The 16,030-nt window shown below is 43.2% G+C and carries 16 protein-coding genes; 5 read left to right on the top strand and 11 right to left on the bottom strand.

Translation table 11 applies throughout. The annotated features are described in order from the left end of the window. Positions 1-118 precede the first annotated feature (118 nt). The 5 genes from SOO65_RS04565 to rapA form a co-directional block, all read right to left on the bottom strand. Positions 119-1,684 (bottom strand): tail fiber domain-containing protein, encoded by a 1,566-nt coding sequence (locus SOO65_RS04565; protein ID WP_321397647.1) that lies wholly within the window; start codon positions 1,682-1,684, stop codon positions 119-121. A 339-nt stretch (positions 1,685-2,023) separates the two neighbouring features. Continuing rightward, entirely contained in the window at positions 2,024-2,482 is a 459-nt protein-coding gene (locus SOO65_RS04560; protein ID WP_321397645.1) for a GNAT family N-acetyltransferase, read from the bottom strand. Then, positions 2,483-2,722 (bottom strand): DUF6952 family protein, encoded by a 240-nt coding sequence (locus tag SOO65_RS04555; RefSeq protein ID WP_321397643.1) that lies wholly within the window; start codon positions 2,720-2,722, stop codon positions 2,483-2,485. A 2-nt stretch (positions 2,723-2,724) separates the two neighbouring features. After that, positions 2,725-3,030 (bottom strand): thioredoxin family protein, encoded by a 306-nt coding sequence (locus SOO65_RS04550; RefSeq protein ID WP_321397641.1) that lies wholly within the window; start codon positions 3,028-3,030, stop codon positions 2,725-2,727. A 9-nt stretch (positions 3,031-3,039) separates the two neighbouring features. Next, the gene (gene rapA, locus SOO65_RS04545; RefSeq protein WP_321397639.1) at positions 3,040-5,772 is read right to left on the bottom strand and encodes an RNA polymerase-associated protein RapA; all 2,733 of its coding nucleotides are present in this window, start codon (positions 5,770-5,772) and stop codon (positions 3,040-3,042) included. A gap of 76 nt (positions 5,773-5,848) precedes the next feature. On the opposite strand from rapA, the gene SOO65_RS04540 reads away from it, so the two are divergent. Then, on the top strand, positions 5,849-7,051 hold the full coding sequence (locus tag SOO65_RS04540) for a peroxiredoxin family protein (protein ID WP_321397635.1): 1,203 nt from the start codon (positions 5,849-5,851) through the stop codon (positions 7,049-7,051). Position 7,052: 1 nt separating this feature from the next. Beyond that, positions 7,053-7,385 carry a DMT family protein gene (locus tag SOO65_RS04535; RefSeq protein ID WP_321397631.1) on the top strand — a complete coding sequence of 111 codons (333 nt, stop codon included), beginning with the start codon at positions 7,053-7,055 and terminating at the stop codon, positions 7,383-7,385. Here SOO65_RS04535 and SOO65_RS04530 read toward each other — a convergent pair. From SOO65_RS04530 to SOO65_RS04520, 3 genes are read right to left on the bottom strand one after another with little or no spacing between them, the layout of a single operon-like run. Then, on the bottom strand, positions 7,350-7,874 hold the full coding sequence (locus SOO65_RS04530) for a hypothetical protein (RefSeq protein ID WP_321397628.1): 525 nt from the start codon (positions 7,872-7,874) through the stop codon (positions 7,350-7,352). The two genes, SOO65_RS04535 and SOO65_RS04530, sit on opposite strands and share 36 nt — an antisense overlap. Next, complete coding sequence (locus tag SOO65_RS04525) at positions 7,874-8,482, bottom strand: DUF2231 domain-containing protein (protein ID WP_321397626.1); 609 nt, start codon at positions 8,480-8,482, stop codon at positions 7,874-7,876. The genes SOO65_RS04530 and SOO65_RS04525 overlap by 1 nt, the downstream gene beginning before the upstream one ends. A 9-nt stretch (positions 8,483-8,491) precedes the next feature. After that, entirely contained in the window at positions 8,492-9,898 is a 1,407-nt protein-coding gene (locus tag SOO65_RS04520; protein WP_321397622.1) for a pyridoxal phosphate-dependent decarboxylase family protein, read from the bottom strand. A gap of 178 nt (positions 9,899-10,076) precedes the next feature. Here SOO65_RS04520 and SOO65_RS04515 point away from each other — a divergent pair, with 178 nt between their 5' ends. From SOO65_RS04515 to SOO65_RS04505, 3 genes are all read left to right on the top strand, one after another. Then, entirely contained in the window at positions 10,077-10,514 is a 438-nt protein-coding gene (locus SOO65_RS04515) for a TraR/DksA family transcriptional regulator (RefSeq protein ID WP_321397619.1), read from the top strand. Next, positions 10,515-11,147, top strand: a complete 633-nt coding sequence (locus SOO65_RS04510) for an L-threonylcarbamoyladenylate synthase (protein ID WP_321397616.1) — start codon at positions 10,515-10,517, stop codon at positions 11,145-11,147. A 69-nt stretch (positions 11,148-11,216) separates the two neighbouring features. Then, entirely contained in the window at positions 11,217-12,464 is a 1,248-nt protein-coding gene (locus SOO65_RS04505; protein WP_321397613.1) for an NAD(P)/FAD-dependent oxidoreductase, read from the top strand. Positions 12,465-12,466: 2 nt separating this feature from the next. Here the strand turns inward: SOO65_RS04505 and SOO65_RS04500 are convergent, their stop codons facing one another. From SOO65_RS04500 to SOO65_RS04490, 3 genes are read right to left on the bottom strand one after another with little or no spacing between them, the layout of a single operon-like run. Beyond that, positions 12,467-13,735 (bottom strand): phospholipase D-like domain-containing protein, encoded by a 1,269-nt coding sequence (locus SOO65_RS04500; protein WP_321397610.1) that lies wholly within the window; start codon positions 13,733-13,735, stop codon positions 12,467-12,469. After that, the gene (locus SOO65_RS04495; RefSeq protein ID WP_321397607.1) at positions 13,723-15,486 is read right to left on the bottom strand and encodes a hypothetical protein; all 1,764 of its coding nucleotides are present in this window, start codon (positions 15,484-15,486) and stop codon (positions 13,723-13,725) included. The genes SOO65_RS04500 and SOO65_RS04495 overlap by 13 nt, the downstream gene beginning before the upstream one ends. Beyond that, positions 15,477-15,998 carry a hypothetical protein gene (locus SOO65_RS04490; RefSeq protein WP_321397604.1) on the bottom strand — a complete coding sequence of 174 codons (522 nt, stop codon included), beginning with the start codon at positions 15,996-15,998 and terminating at the stop codon, positions 15,477-15,479. Before SOO65_RS04490 ends, SOO65_RS04495 begins: the two co-directional genes overlap by 10 nt. Between the last annotated feature and the right edge of the window lie 32 nt (positions 15,999-16,030).

The raw sequence follows: 16,030 nt of genomic DNA, 5'->3' as shown, positions 1-16,030 counted from the left end.
GGTGGATTTTCAGGGGACCGATTGAATATATTTCCAGGGGTGTATAGGGTTTAGACAGAGCGTAAGTTGCCGAATTTATTAGCCAATCTTAAGACTTCGGCGCCGAAGTGGAAAAGCGTCAAATACTTTTAGCCGCATACATCTTCTCAATTCTCTCAACCCGAATCCTTAACTCAGCATTTTCAGCTTCAAGCTTTTTGATTCTGTCATTGGAATCAGTATACAACTCTTTAATGGCACTCGTTATCCATGGAATTAATCCCATCTGGCCAATTTGCTTGTATCCAGATTTATCAGTGCTCACGAGTTCAGGAATAATTTTTTCTACCGCTTGAGCTATATAGCCAGTATGGGCACCATCATTAAGACTCTTCCATTCAAAAGTCACAGTTTGAAGCTTCAGAATTTTTCTCAAAGCTTCTGAATTAGAGAATGCCTTAATATTTTTCTTAAGCCTTTCATCCGAAGAGCAAGTGATGTTGCCGGAAGTTGCTGGACGAATTGAACAGCTTTGAGACCCATCGGAAAAATGGGCCACCGTTGTACCATTGGTGCCAACAACATCAAGCTTATGAGAGGCAGTTGTAGTTCCTATTCCGACATTTCCACCCGAGGCCTGCATAACAAGATGTGGATAAAGACCCATTCCATCAAATGATGTCTGAAGGAAGGCAAAAGTCTGGACCGCATTGGTTTGCTCATAACCAATACCCAGACCTCTCGAAAGATTATCAGGGTCTCTAATCATGATTTGAGCATTGTTTCCGATGAGAGTGCCATGTGATTTGAGACTCAACAAATGATTGGGATCAATCTCGCCAATTCCGATATTACCATCTGGTTTCACAACTAAGCGTGGAGTCCTCGTAGCAGAACTTGCATTATTAACGAGACTCAATCTGGCCGAGGCAGTGTCATATACCAATCCACGTTCGTAAATTGGGCCGTCAGTTCCAAAGAAGAGTCCAATTTGTTGGCCGGTAATATTATTTCCTGTAAGAAACATTCCAGAAGGAGGTCCACCTAAACCACCATTCCCGTCTATATAAACTTTAGCATTTCCTCGATAGATGTGAAGTTTCTCCGCAGGAGTACTGGTATTGATTCCTACATTACCTCCACTGAAGAAAATATCGCTCTGATTTGCCGAGTATTTCCAGATATCACTTCCGGTTTCACCATGGGCCGAACAAGATGTGATCCGGTTCGAAGCATCGACCTGCACATTCAGAACAATTTTTTTCGTTATGATTCTTGATCCGACTTTCCCCATACCACGATCGAATTCAATAATAAGATGAGTGGTATTCTTAGTGGCCACATCAACATCAGCTGCCGCATCAGAAAGAGAATAACTTAGAATTTTTAATTGTTTTGAACCATAAACTTGGTTAGCAGGAAATTCATTAACGAAGACGCCTTTCACATCCTTCTTAATTTGAATCGTAGCATTTGGTGTATTTGCAGCAAGACGATTTCGGAACGTTTCTGCGCAATTGAGCGGATCTGAGAGCACGCTCATAATGCTTCGGTAGACGACTAAAAGATCCGCATCTACTTCCATCTTATTAACGGCCTTATTAGAATCTTGGATCAGTTGAGCAACACCAAGTCCAAGTGCAGATAGGAGCCCAATCGACATTAACACTTGAACTAAACTGAAACCGCCTTGCTTCTTAAGCATGATCTCTACCTTTATCCACAATCGAGTTTTAGGTTCAGCTAAAATTCTCTCTGGGTGATAAAGCTTTACTAGATGTTAAAGCGGTTTTTTCTGACTCCGCCCCCTGGTCTCAAAAAGAACCGCAGAATCAATCTGGCACCATTCCAGACCGAATCAGTACGGCTTTTCAACGACTTAAAGTTGGCACGAATCCTGCTCTAAGGATATTGAGCTGAGGGTGAGGACTCCTAAAAAGTTCACACAATATCCCCGGAACAAGAAGTTAAAACCTCTTCGAAGTTCCTCTAAGGCCTGCACAAACACCCTTCATCGTCCCACACTCAGCTAGGTTTTCTTACACTACCCTTTCATCCACTCGTATAAATGATAATGCTCATCCGTCATACCCAACTTCTTATACACATCTTGTGCTTTTACATTGGTTTTATCGACATAGAGACGAAGACCTCTTAGATCTGGTGACTCTTCCACCATGGTCTTCAAATGAGAATAAAGGGCCTTATATACCCCGTGCTTTCTGAAATCTGGATGAACATAAACCGAATGGATCCATAGAACGGTACCATTGCGCCAGTCACTCCATTCCGGAACAGTAAGAAGACATCCTACAACCTGGCCATCAATTTCTGCTAACCAGTATTTGCCCTTTGAAGGATCATCCATCACTGCAGTAACACCTTTGTCGACTGTAGGAGGATCAAGTTTTAAACCATTTTCTGTTTCAAAGGCCATCTTCACCTGAAAATCGGCGATTGTCTGGATATCAAAGAGAAGCCCGGGACGGATTTTAATATTCATTTAAGTCAAAACTCCTCTCACTCTTTTTGAGAACTCGCGAAGGGCATTATTCACATCTAGTCCCTGCTCATCCATTAGAAAACGTAGCTCAGCGGCCATGAGATAATCACTCATCTGGTCCCCCGGCTCTTCTGATGTCTTAACCGGGGCCACTCCGGTATTTTCAAATTCATCAGCAAATTTATTAAGCTCATCGAAGGTATATTTCCCGGCGAGCTCTTTCATGTTTTTTGCGTTCATTGTTACGCCTTCATTTTCTGAACGAACTCACGGAAAGCTTCTTCCTTCGTAACGTTCACAAGATCTTGTGGCTCACCATTTTTAAAACATCCAACTGATGGAAGACCCGGCAGAGTCACCATCTCTTTGATCTTTGGGTTTTTCTCAACGTCAATCTTATAAATTTTTACACCTTCAGCTTCCGCGACTTTTGAGAACATTGGAGCGGCCACACGGCATGATCCACACCAAGAAGCGTAGAAATCAATAAACACCAGAGGTTCTTTTTCAATTACTTCAAAGATTGTGTCGTCATTAAGTTCATTCATAGCTACTCCTTAATTAATAACGATGCGAAGGGAGTCCAGAGAAAGCTCGGCCTTATCCATCGCCTTCACCATTTTTTCGCGGTTATGTTTTAGTAACAGGATTTCAGTTTCTGAAACCGTAGGGTTAACCTTTCTGAGTGCCTCCAATCTTTCAATCTCAGCATTCATGTGTTTCATCATATCGTCCTTAAACTTTTCCTTGTATTGTTTCGCGCGAGCAATACACAGCTCTTTTCCGCGTTTGATACATTCTTTGATGAAGTCTTTCGGAAGTTCTTTTAGTTGAGCACGTTTTTCAGCATCAAGTGGCTCAACGTTCTCATCGATGAACTTTTTCGGCATCTTCTGAGTCGCGTCCTGCATTTTCGAGTCTAAGAGGACACGAAGCGGAGTTGGCGGGAACCATTTCTCAATTTGAAGCTTCTTCTCAGTCACACAATTAAGTAAGAAGTAACCTTCAAACAGGAATGGCTCTTTCGAAGGAGTCTTCCAGCTCGCGATGGTTGAGTTCCCCATCTCTTTCGAAGAAATGAAATCCATAATACCGATCACCATCGGATGGTCCCAGGTAAGGAAAGTCGTATCATCTTTTAAAAGGGCATTGGCACGTTTAAAAGTAATCTGCATTCCTTCACTCTCAAGCCCAGGGAAGTGAGGAAGATACATGTTGTCACCAGGTCTGATGAAAAACGTATAAGGATCATTCATGTCCTCAACGTCCACTCCTAGCTGGTTAAATAGATTAATCATGAAATCACGAAGATCATTTGAATCATCCATGGCCTTAAGTTCTTTCACGAACTCCATCGCCTTATTGTGATTAAATGAGTTGATTTCAACTAGCTGATCCTGACCTTCTTCAAGTTTCTTCTCAATGTCCTGATGGATGGATTGAGTTTTATCTAAAAACGCCGCAAATTTCTTCTCTGGGAAAGTTCCTTCTTCTGTTTCCTGAAGAAGTTCCACTAGCTCTGGTCTCACTGTCGCATAAAGCTCAGTTCCCCCACGTGGAGAAGATTCGAAAGCATTAAAGCCCTCGTGATACCAACGCATAAGTAACTCATCCGCTGAACCTTCAACATATGGCACATGAATCTGGATATCATTCTTCTGACCAATACGATCGAGACGACCAATACGCTGCTCAAGAAGATCAGGAAGTTTCGGTAGATCGAAAAGAATCAAATGACGAGCGAACTCGAAGTTACGACCTTCTGATCCGATTTCCGTACTTAAAAGAATCTGAGCACCTTCAGGATCAGCAAAATACGCCGCCTGACGGTCACGGTTCATGAGGTTCATTCCCGAATGGAAGAACGCCACTTTCGCCGTGGTTTTATCTTTAAGGGCCTTTTCGAGATCAATCACCACTTCTTTATCGTGACAGATAAGAAGGGTCTTATCGTCTCTGTGCTTTTCAGCAAACTCAGCAAGCCACTGGGCCTTTTGTTCAAATAGTTTTTTCTCAGGGTTCTTCGTCTTTCCGATCTTAATCGGATAAGAGTTAAACACACGCTTCGGGAAAAACTCCTGATAGCTCGCCATGGTCTTACGAGTATTTCTAAAATACACGCGACCGGTTCCATGACGATCCACGAGCATTTGTAGCGCCTTCTCTTTGTCCTCTACATCGACTCCAACTTTTTCTTTCAAAAGTTTTTTATCGTTGGCAGTAAGGGCCGATCCCTTTATGAGTTTGTTCGCGAGATCAGTGATTGGCTTATAGCCCGTGGTCTCTTCCACGAATTGATTGAAGTCGTGGAAACGGTTTGGATCAAGAAGATGAAGTCGAGCATAGTGTCCGGCCAGACCCAAGATTTCCGGCGTACCAGAAAGAAGAAGCACACCCGGAGTTCCCGCCGCAATCGCCGCCACAAAATCATATTCCATCGAAGCATTATCTGGTGACCAACGAAGCTGATGGGCCTCATCCACAACCAGGAGATCCCACTTCGAATCCACCGCTTGTTCTAATAACCAGTCTTCCTTCATGAGATATTTCAAAGATGCCACAAACAACTGACCATCTTCAAACGGACGGTCCCCACGCTCTAATTTTGAGTCATGGTTAATCGTTGTGAAAGTCATCTGGAACTTCTTCAGCATTTCCACGAACCACTGATAAACCAGTGAATCAGGAACAAGAATCAAACAACGTTCAACTCTTCCAGTAAGAATTAATTGATGCAGAATTAGACCCGCCTCAATGGTTTTACCCAGACCCACTTCATCGGCCAGGAGTACGCGAGGACGAGAACGTTTTGTTACTTCATTCGCCACATACATTTGGTGAGGAATGATATTCAATCGTGGTCCAGAAAAACCACGAATAGGAGAAATGAAAAGTTTTCGCTGATTTAAAAGAACATCATAACGAAGTTTGAACAGTTCATTCGAATCAATGTTACCGGCGAACAAACGCTCTTCCGGTTTCGAAAACGAAAGTGTGTCAGCAAGCAATGACTCAGAAAGGGTCTTCCCCTCTCCGTGATAAGTCACAATGCCTTGTGCTTCAGTTGTGTTCTCGAGAATAAAGCTTGTTCCGTCCTGGGCCTTAATCTCGTCCCCTTGAACAAATTTAATTCTGCGTAATGGTGCGGTTTGAGTGCCGTATCTGCGGTCCACTTTAGCTGCTGGAAAAAAACAAGTAACGGTCTTCGCTTCTACCTCAACAATAACTCCAAGCCCTAGTTCAGGCTCAGATTCCGATATCCAGCGTTGGCCTATGATGAACTGCTTCATCGATCCTCCGTCAAAGGTGACAAAATCCCACGATTGGACCAAGATATTACCAAACTAGGCCGCGGGGTTAAAGCTTATGATTAAAAAAATTGCGCTTCTTTTGTCTCTGAACACGCTTTTGATGAGCTTTATGGCACATTCTAAAACTTTAAACACCGGGCCGTGGCGTTTTGAGCTTAGGGCCACTCATGGCACGATCCCTTTCGTGATCGATATTAAAAAGAAAAATAACCACTTTTCCGGGGTCCTTCATAACGGGGAAGAGACCATTCAATTGAAGGGTCTGACCTTTGCCAATGACGAGCTTAAAATTCCACTTCAAATGTATGAAATGAGCCTGGACATGAAATTATCGGCTCAGGACTCAATGACAGGATTTCTCATCCGACACAATAAAAAACCCGAAGTCAAAACGCCTGTTTTTGCTCTTCATGGAGAAAAAGAACGTTTTCCAGAAGAAAAAAGTAAGCCAAGAATCGATCTTAACGGCCGTTGGAAGGTTGTGATGACCGATGAACAAGAATTAAAGACAGATGGGATCATCGTTTTTAAACAAAAAGGAAACGATCTTCACGGAACAATTCTTACTCCGACTGGCGACTATCGTTACTTCGAAGGATTTGTATCAGGAGTTGAATTCGAGGCAGCAAGCTTCGATGGTGTTTACAACTATCTTCTTCGTGGGGTGGTTCAGGATGGAAAGTTGAAGGCAAAAATCCTTGCCAATTACAGAACGGCAGTTGAAGGTTCAAAAGATGATAAGGCCCAACTTCCAGATGCCTACAAGCAGACTCAAGTTACCGCTCTCAATTTTGAATTCCCAGACCTGACGGGTAAAAAAGTCTCTCTCAAGGATCCAAAGTATCTGAACAAGCCTGTGATCATCACTTTCTTCGGGTCATGGTGCCCAAACTGTATTGATGAAATGAATTACCTCATTCCTTGGTATAACGAGAATCACAAGCGTGGAATTGAAATTGTGGCCCTCGCATTTGAGAGAAGTCTCACAGAAGCGGATGCCAAGAAACAGCTGATGAAAGTTCAGAAGACCAAGAAAGTTCCTTACGCCCTTCTTCTCGCTGGTTCTACCAGTGCAGATAAACCGGCCGAAAAGATTCCGGGACTAAAAAACTTCATTGCTTTTCCAACCACTGTGTTCTTGAATAAGAACCACGAAGTTGTAAAAGTTCACGCTGGTTTCAACGGACCAAGCACAGGTGAATTTTACGAAAAGTGGAAAACTGAATTTACTCAAACTGTAAGTGAGCTATTGAAATAATATGTTTAAAACAATCGCGCTGCTTGTTCTTTCGAATATCTTTATGACCTATGCCTGGTATGGGCATTTGAAGACTCTGGCAGGGAAACCAATGTGGATCGCCATTGCCATCAGTTGGGGCGTGGCGCTTTTTGAATACTGCTTTCAGGTGCCGGCCAATAGAATTGGATATGGATACTTCACTCTGGCGCAACTCAAGATCATTCAGGAAGTCGTCACCATGGTGATTTTCTCCCTGTTTACGATCTTCTTTATGAAAGAGCCGCTTAATCGAAATTTTGTCTACGCTTCACTTTGCCTAGTGGGCGCGGTTTACTTTATTTTCAGAAAATGATCTCAGGGCATCCTGACAATTTGATCTGAAAGTATAATCACGCAGAGATTCACCTCGATGATTCATCATGAGACCGTCTCGACAAAAAAGACCTCTATATCTGGCGGCCTCTTGAAGTGCCGTTTTACAATTTGACTCAAAAGTAAAATTAGCAATAGACCCACGCCTGATCTGAATCATGTCTCCATCGTCACAAAAAAGTCCGTAGTATGAATTTCTTAGATCAGTCAGAGCATCCTTACAGTCTGATTCAAACGTAAAATAATGGGCAACCTGACCATTTTCACCAACCAGTTTTCCATCATCACAGAAGCGACCTTGGTTCAGACGGGAAGTCTCTAAGGCCTCTCGGCAATCCGATGTGAAGGTGAATTGATAAATCACGCGCCCTTGATTAGAAATTAGATCACTTCCATCGCAGGCAACAGGATAAATCGGTTGAGCGAAAGCACTAAAACTCATTAAACCAAGAAGAAATAGAACTTTCATTAGTCCTCCTGTTTTACTTCGTCGTCAGATTCTGACTCATCTCCATTCCCATAGTCATTCTCATCTGCTTTAAGACTTTCGTTTTCGTCTATTGGCATCGGTGACTCAGAGGTATTAAGACCCGGAGTAGGAAGAATTCCTTCCGGTTGCGACTCTCCCACTGCGTAAGCAGAGGCCGCGCCATGTTTATAAACTAACTCTCCGCCTAAAGTTCCTGTGCGGTATGCAAGGTAACAAGACACCAGACCAATTACCGCCACAGCGACTTTGATAGGAAGTTGAAGTTCTTTTCTTAGAAAGAAAGCACCAATTGAAACAACGAGAGCAATTACAGTTGAGCCAACAAAAATCTCTGCGGCCTCTTCATGTTCATGGATATAGTCTTTCGCCACGACCTTTGAAACTGTATGCTCTTCAGTTTCACCAGATTCCAAAGAAACATATCCAGTGATAGTCACGGCCAGCTGAAGACCAACAATGATCAGCCATCCACGCGGAGTCATCTTATTAATGTGAATCATATAAGCGAACACCAGTACCAAAATTGGCAGAATGAATGTCAGCGCCATTGGAAAATGGACAATCATCGGGTGAAACGGAACGTGCATGTTGCCTCCTTAGGCAATTTCAATTCGGTCAGCTGTTTCTAGTATAATCTTTAAAAGCTCACTTACGTGACCTTTTTGAGTTTGATGATTTGGGAAAACCAAACGGAAGAAAACGGTCCCATCCGCCCTTGTGGCATAGTTCACCATGGCCTTGCCCTCTTTTAAAAGAGCATTTCGGACCTTCAAGGTAAACGAGTTGATGTTCTCCACATCACGACGGGCATGAACCTGGAAACAAACATTTAAATAGTTCGAGTGTATAAGCTTAAAGCGTGGGTTCTCAGAGATCTCTTTCGTCGCAAAACGAGCAAGCTCAAGTAGATGCTCGGTTCGCTGAATCATGCCTTCAGTTCCGTACGAACGCCAAAGAAGCCAAAATTTAAGAGCGTCGGCACGTCTTCCACATTGAAGGGAATAAGTTCCAGTGTCCCACTCAGAGTTGTCATATTCATGGAACAAATACTCAGCCCCACCACCGCGGTTAGTATTCTTTAAAATGCCTGAGTGCTTAGTTAAAAAGAAGGACGTAATTAATGGAGTTCCTAAAGTCTTATGTGCATCGAATGTTACAGAATCAGCAAGCTGAATACCTTTTAACAAATGACGGGCAGAGTGCGAGAACAGGGCCCCACCACCCCAGGCAGCATCAGCATGCAGCCATACTTTGTAGGTTTCACAGATGCGAGCAATTTTTGGCAGAGGATCAAAAGCACCTAAAACAGTTGTTCCAAATGTGGCCCCTACCATGATTGGCACATAACCATCTTTGATGTCGGCGGCGATAATTCTTTCTAATTCTTCAGGGATCATTTCCCCTTTGTCATTAGATGGAATCTGAATCAAGTTCTGAGTTCCAATCCCGGTGATATTGGCGGCCTTATCAAATGAATAGTGTGCCTCGGCCGAAACATAAACGCGGAAGCGGTTATGTCCAAAACCAGTCTGGCGAATGCTTGGGTTGTAATCGGTTCGAGCACAAAGCATGGCAAGTAAGTTAGAATTACTTCCACCTGTTACCATGATGCCTTCGCCTCTTTCAAGGCCCATCATCTCCAAGAGTTCGTTAACAATTCTCTTTTCAATTACTGTCGCTATAGGGGCAATCTCATAGGTTGCCATGGTTGGATTAAGCAGCGTGCTTGCTACTTCTCCGGCCCAGGCAGCAGCATCGAATCCACCAAAGAGTTGATTCAAGAACATGGGATGAGTCGTGTTCACGCTATGATCAAGAATCGTCTTCAATTCTTGAACAAGTGTTTGATCACTAACACCTTCATCACTGATTGCTGGAAGTATTTTTTTTAGAGCGTCTGGTCTCTTAACAGAGACAACTTTTTCAGAATTCCCACTCTCACGAATGTAATTTTGAAGTGTCAAAAAAACGTCATTTAGAAACTGATCTTTAGAATGAGACATTCATATACCTATTTTTGTGCTCTAGATGTATCAGAACCTTACACTAACTCGCAATCGTGAAAGTAAATGTTAGACAAATCAACTCTTTGGAACACTCTATAAAGTTGGCAATAAAAAAAAGTCTTGTTTTAATTTTCTCTACCAATACACGCAACACCTGTAACGAGGAGAACTTAGGATGTCAGTTCGACTAAACAGTCATTTGTCAGACAAGCAAATTACGATGCTTCGAGACAAACTTTTAGCTGAAGCGGAGCGTATCCGTTCAAACTTTCAACTGAAGAAAAGCGAATACGAGAATCATTCCATCACTGGAGCCAAGGACGAGGTTGATTCTGCAAATGACAATATCCTTCTAGCTGCGGACATGCGTTTCTCGAACCGCGAAAGTCTGTACTACAAGAAGATTATGAAAACCTTAAGTAAGATCGAATCTGAGCAATATGGTATGTGTGATGAGTGTGGTGAAGCCATTACTTATTCGAGACTCATTGCTCGTCCAACTTCTGAAATGTGCATTCTTTGTAAAGAAGAGTCTGAGAGAGAAGAATCTCAGAACTTCTTCGAGCGCCGTTCTAAATCACTTGGAAGAGAGATGAGTGTCAGCGGACACTAAATGATTGAATACGTTTTAGAACATAATCCAGATGATCGAATTATAGCCAAGGCCTCCCAGATTTTAAGATCCGGGGGGCTTTTGTGTTTTCCCACCGAGACTAATTGGGTAGTGGTCTGCGATCCCTTCAATAAAGACAGCGTAGAAAAGCTTTACCGCCTCCGTCACATTGAAAACACCAAGCATTTAACCGTCCTTTGCTGCACCTTCAAAACAGCGCAGGAAATAGCTCTCATTAACGATGGGGCCTTCAGTCTAATGAAGAAGGTCATCCCTGGTTCCTACACCTTTATTTTCGAAGCTCAAAAGAAGATTACTAAATTCTTAAAGGCCTCAAAAGTCGACCATCAGGTTGGGATTCGTTTTCCTCCAAGTAAGCTTGCACGAACTATCTTGGATGGTTTTGATGGCGTTCTTCTTAGCACTCACCTTTCCCACGATATGGTGGAGGGTGCCGATCCGGATATGCCCTTGTACAGTGCTCTCATTGAAGATGCATTTGGAAACATGATTGATATGATCATCGATCCAGGTGAATTTGAATTTATCGGTTCTACAACTATTGTGGACTTTAGCAGTGGAGAACCGGAAGTTGTGAGAGAGGGCGCAGGAAATCCCGCCATTTTTCAGTAATTTTCCTCAGCGTGTTAAGCTAATGCACGCCCTCTCGTAAGCCACTTCTAACCTTGATAAAATGCGCTTATGAAAACTCCTCATATTGTTGTCATTGGCGGTGGGTTTGGTGGTTTGGCCGCAGTCAAGGCGCTCGTAAAGTCTAAGAACCTCAGAATTACTCTTATTGATAAGCGAAACTATCACTTGTTCCAACCCTTGCTTTATCAAGTGGCCATGGCCGGACTTTCGCCAGCGGAAATCGCGTATCCTCTTCGCTCCCTTCTTGCCTCTCATGATCAGGTTGAAATTCTCCTGGGCGAAGTAAAAGAGATCAATAAAGAAGAAAAGTGGATTCAAACCGACACGAATAAAATCCATTTTGATTATCTCATTCTGGCCTGTGGCTCGACCTATACCTATTTCAATTCTCCGCAGTGGGAACCATTTGCTCCAGGACTTAAAAACATTATGCAGGCGACGGAAATTCGTCGTCGTGTATTCCTTGCGTTCGAAAAAGCGGAACGAGAGACCGATAAAATAAAACAAGAATTCTATACGACCTTTGTCGTAGTTGGTGGTGGCCCAACAGGTGTTGAACTTGCAGGGACGCTCGGTGAGATCACTCGTTATAGTATCCTACGCGATTTTGATCACATTAAACCCCAACAGACAAAAATTATTCTGATTGAAGCGGGCCCAAAAATTCTTCCAACTATGACGGAAGAGCTTTCAAGAGAAGCGGTAAGAGAATTGGGAGAGCTTGGAGTTGAAGTCAGAGTTAATTCCAAAGTTTCAGAGATCAATGAAAATGGAATTAAGGCCGGCGATGAATTCATTGAATCCGCCACGATTCTCTGGGCCGCAGGAGTTGCCGCCAACCCACTTAACAAAAAACTTGGTGTTGAGCTCGATCGCCAGGGAAGAATTATAGTTAATCGTGACCTCTCGGTACCAGGACACTCAGCGATTTTTGTCATTGGAGATCAGGCCCACTATGAATGGGGAGCAGAAAAAAAACCTCTACCAGGTCTCGCTCCCGTGGCCATGCAACAGGGCCGCTTTGTTGCAAAATATATTCGAAATCAACTCGAAGGTAGAAAACTTCCTGAGTTCCGTTATGTTGATAAAGGACAGATGGCAACAGTTGGAAGATCTCGTGCAGTGGCCATGTACAAGGACATTGAGATCCATGGATTTGTGGCCTGGATGGCCTGGTTGTTTGTTCACATCTATTACTTAATTGGATTCAAGAATCGTTTGTTCGTTCTCTTTCAATGGGCCTGGATGTATCTGACGAACCGTCGTGGGGCACGACTTATTATAGAAAAAGAATGATTTTATAAGAGTGGGAACATGGCCTTTGAAACGGCCTTTCTGAGACTTCTTTTCGTACAGTGGATGAACTTCTGTTTAGCGGTCATTTTAGGCCACTCTTCTCGTTCAACCTTCACCATTAACCGCTCACGAATTTTTCGATTGTATTCTGTCACTCTATCCGCGACTTTTTTATCTTTAACAAATACTCCGTTCTCAAGGTTAATGTTCTGAGAACGAGGATCCAGGTTAAAGCTTCCGACAAACACTTCACTACCATCTTTAACAATGGTTTTGGCATGCAGGAACTGGCCCGGTTTTAACTCATAAACATCAATTCCCATCTCCATCAGTTCTTTCTTCTGAAAGTCCCAGGCCATGGCCATTAATTTTGAATCGGTAGTCGCCGCAGAGTTTGAATGAACCTTTACCTTTACTCCGCGATCCAAAGCGTTTTTTACCGCCTTTTTCGTTTCCGGAGTCATTAGTACATAAGGGTTCATGAATTCCAATGATGTTTTGGCCTCATCGATCATCTTCACAACTTGTGAGTGAAGGCTGTCGCGATCTTTAAACCACCAGCCGTCCGATTTGTCGGCCTTGTATCTGATCTCTTCTACTTTCAAATTGCCTTCAGGTAGCGGTGTGCGGACATCCTGAACATGCTTGGCCTGATCACGCCAATTTTGAATGTCTTCTTTAGCTTGTGCAATTTCTCTGTCATAAACTGCAAGACCCGCGTTCTTCTTCATTTGGCTGGATTCGAACACTTCATCAAAGTGCGAACGGGCCGCATCTACTTGCGATCCTTTAACTAAGACATCAACTCCAATGTAATTGTTGTTACTTTGACGTTTAAAATAGTCACCGGTCATGTTTCGGTCACCAACAATCATAAAATCACTTCCGATCAAACTTTTCTGGTGATTTCGATTGTTAATAGCGAGAGCATTTCGGAATGCGGGATTGAAAAGTTTTACTTCGATACCGGACTCTTCCAGTGCCTTAAGCACGGCAAGGTTTTTAGGAAGAGAACCTTCAAAACCATCCACCGCCAATTTTACTTTCACACCTCTTTTGGCAGCGTCCACCAAAAGACCAAGTGTTTCTTTCCCGAAATCATCCAGGTTAAACGTAAAAGTCGTAAGACGAAGTTCCTTCGTTTCCTTGCGGATAAGCTCCGCGCGAGTAAGATGAGACTCATTTCGAGAGAACAAAATACCGACTTCATCTTCTGATGAAGCCGGTAATACCCAAAGTAGTAGTGTAAGAAGTAAAATTATAGATCGCATGAATTCATCATACTCTCAATGCTCTTTCTAATTTCTGCCTTCGACATATTTGGATGTGTCTTCTCCAATGTCATGATTACTGCCGCAACATCATTGTGATAGTCATCATATGGCTTCTTCGCAGTGAAAAGTTTGAAGTACTCTTGGTCATCCTTATACTTAGCGACCTGAGCGGCCACATCTAAGTCATCCGCTACTTCCGCTGATTTTGAAACTGCAGCAGGAGCCTTCAGAGGAACTTGTGTCGGCTTTGAGGCAACACTTGGAGCTTTCACTTGTTCAACCGCTTCTGCAATTGCAGTTTTAGCAAATGGTGGCGGCGCTACTTTTGGAGAATCAACAATCACAAAACCTGGAGTCGCTTTCGACTGGTCCTTAGCAACTTTTACTGTAGGTTCTTTAACACCCATTGCTTCATCAGCAATTTTAGCACCTGCCGCAACTTTAGCAGGAACCGCTGCCGCACCTGTCGCTCTCGCAACTGCATTATCAACTGATGTGTAACCTAGACGGAAGGCCTTATCCATTGCTGAAAGGTAAACAGAGATCGGTTTTAGACCGGCACCCACTACTTTACCCACAACACTTTCAGACACTGCTTTGGCACTCTTAGAGATCGCCTCTACCGTCTTACTATTAGCAATTCTTTCCCAGGTATCAACTGATTTACGTTCAGCAAATGTCAGAGTGGTTTTTGCCACTGAACCGATTTTTTGGCCGGCCTTTGCTGTCACAGATGTTGCTTTAGGGAATGATTTACTCATAAAGGCGGCAACGTTTTTGGCAGGGCCTGAAGCAAGTTTCACTGAGCCCACGATGACTGCCTTACCACCAGCAACTAGACCACCAGTTAAAAGCGCAGTTCCAATTTCACCCACTGCATATCCGGCGATACCGCAATAGACTTGTGACTTCTGAGCACAGCTCGCACAGTTCCATGTAGTCATTGGCGCAAGACACTTAGATGTGAAAGGCAGACCTGCCCACTTCTCACAACCATAGTGGTTCATTGCGGCCTCTTCTAATGAATCGTAGAGATTTTTAGCCATGGTTTTCACGGTTCCAACTGGATCCGATGCCATGCTCTTCAAGAAACCTGGGCTTGCTTGCTGAGCGGCCATTGCACGCTCAGAAGTTTCAATCTCTGATTTTTCTACAATTCCAAGAAGTTCACCAGTTTTTGTAACTGCCATCTTACCGAGGTCCCACACTAGGTTTAGCGAAGACCAGATAGAATCGAAGATACCTCTTAGAACGTTCAATAGACAGTCGTTCCCTTGACCTGAACACTCTTTTAAAGCAGTGCTATCAAATGCCTTGCCTGCGATTTCCATGAAGGACTTCATCGGTCCGACCGCCGCTAGAGTTGCACAACCAAATTGTTTTAAACACTGTCCTTGATCTGGAGATGGTTTACAAGAACCAGACTGTTCCAAAATTTTACCCGTATCTGCAGCAAGCAGAAGAGCGGCTCCTTTTGGGGCCTCTTCACAGGCCTTTAATTCTGCCACTTCTTTATCAATCTGAATTTTCAGCTGATTGGTTATGACAATTAATTCCTGGCACTTTAATTTTTTGCCTTCTACTTCGATTTCGAAGTTTTTAGAATTAGCGTTTTTAAGACATTCCTTTTCCACTCGACTTTGGAGCTTTTTGAACTGAGCAATGCGAGAGTCCAGATCAGACACTGCAAAGGCCTGCCCCACCATCGAAAAAAGAAACACTAAAGACAATAAAAATGTCATTCGCATTTGAAGTCCCCAATCATTTTTTGAAGATCTGGAATATATTTTCTGTGTTCGTCACGAATTGAATACTTGAGGTTATACACCTCACCTTTACAGTAGAGATAATAGCTTCTCTCGACAAAGTGAATACCATTGATGGCGTACTCGGCCCCAATGAAGTGACCCTTCAGATCTTGTCTGGGCTCAACCAATGTTAATGGTTCATACTTGAGAAGTTTCCCTTTATGAGAACTCACCCACTCTTCTTTTTTAGTCTTAAATTCTTGGAATAATTTTTGAAATTCCGCTTCAGAATGTTTTTCTTTCTTCACATTTGTGGGAAGGATCGAAAGCACTGGTCGTGATTCATTGGCGTAAGGGCCGAGAACGGCCAACGGAATTCCGTATAGCTCTCTTGCCGTCTCCCAATTATCCGGATGGGTGACAGTCACTTTATGCTTATCTTTCAACTCGAAAGACGCAATCTTGGCATGGGCCACAGAACTCAGAGCAAGGATTGAGATTAACCACTTCATAAAATTCTCCTGCTCACTTTTCGGAAGATATT

The organism is Peredibacter starrii, assembly GCF_034259205.1.
GTDB classification, from domain to species: Bacteria; Bdellovibrionota; Bacteriovoracia; order Bacteriovoracales; family Bacteriovoracaceae; genus Peredibacter; species Peredibacter starrii.
The sequence above is the reverse complement of the archived record's forward strand: the minus strand, read 5'-3'. Positions and strand labels throughout refer to the sequence as shown.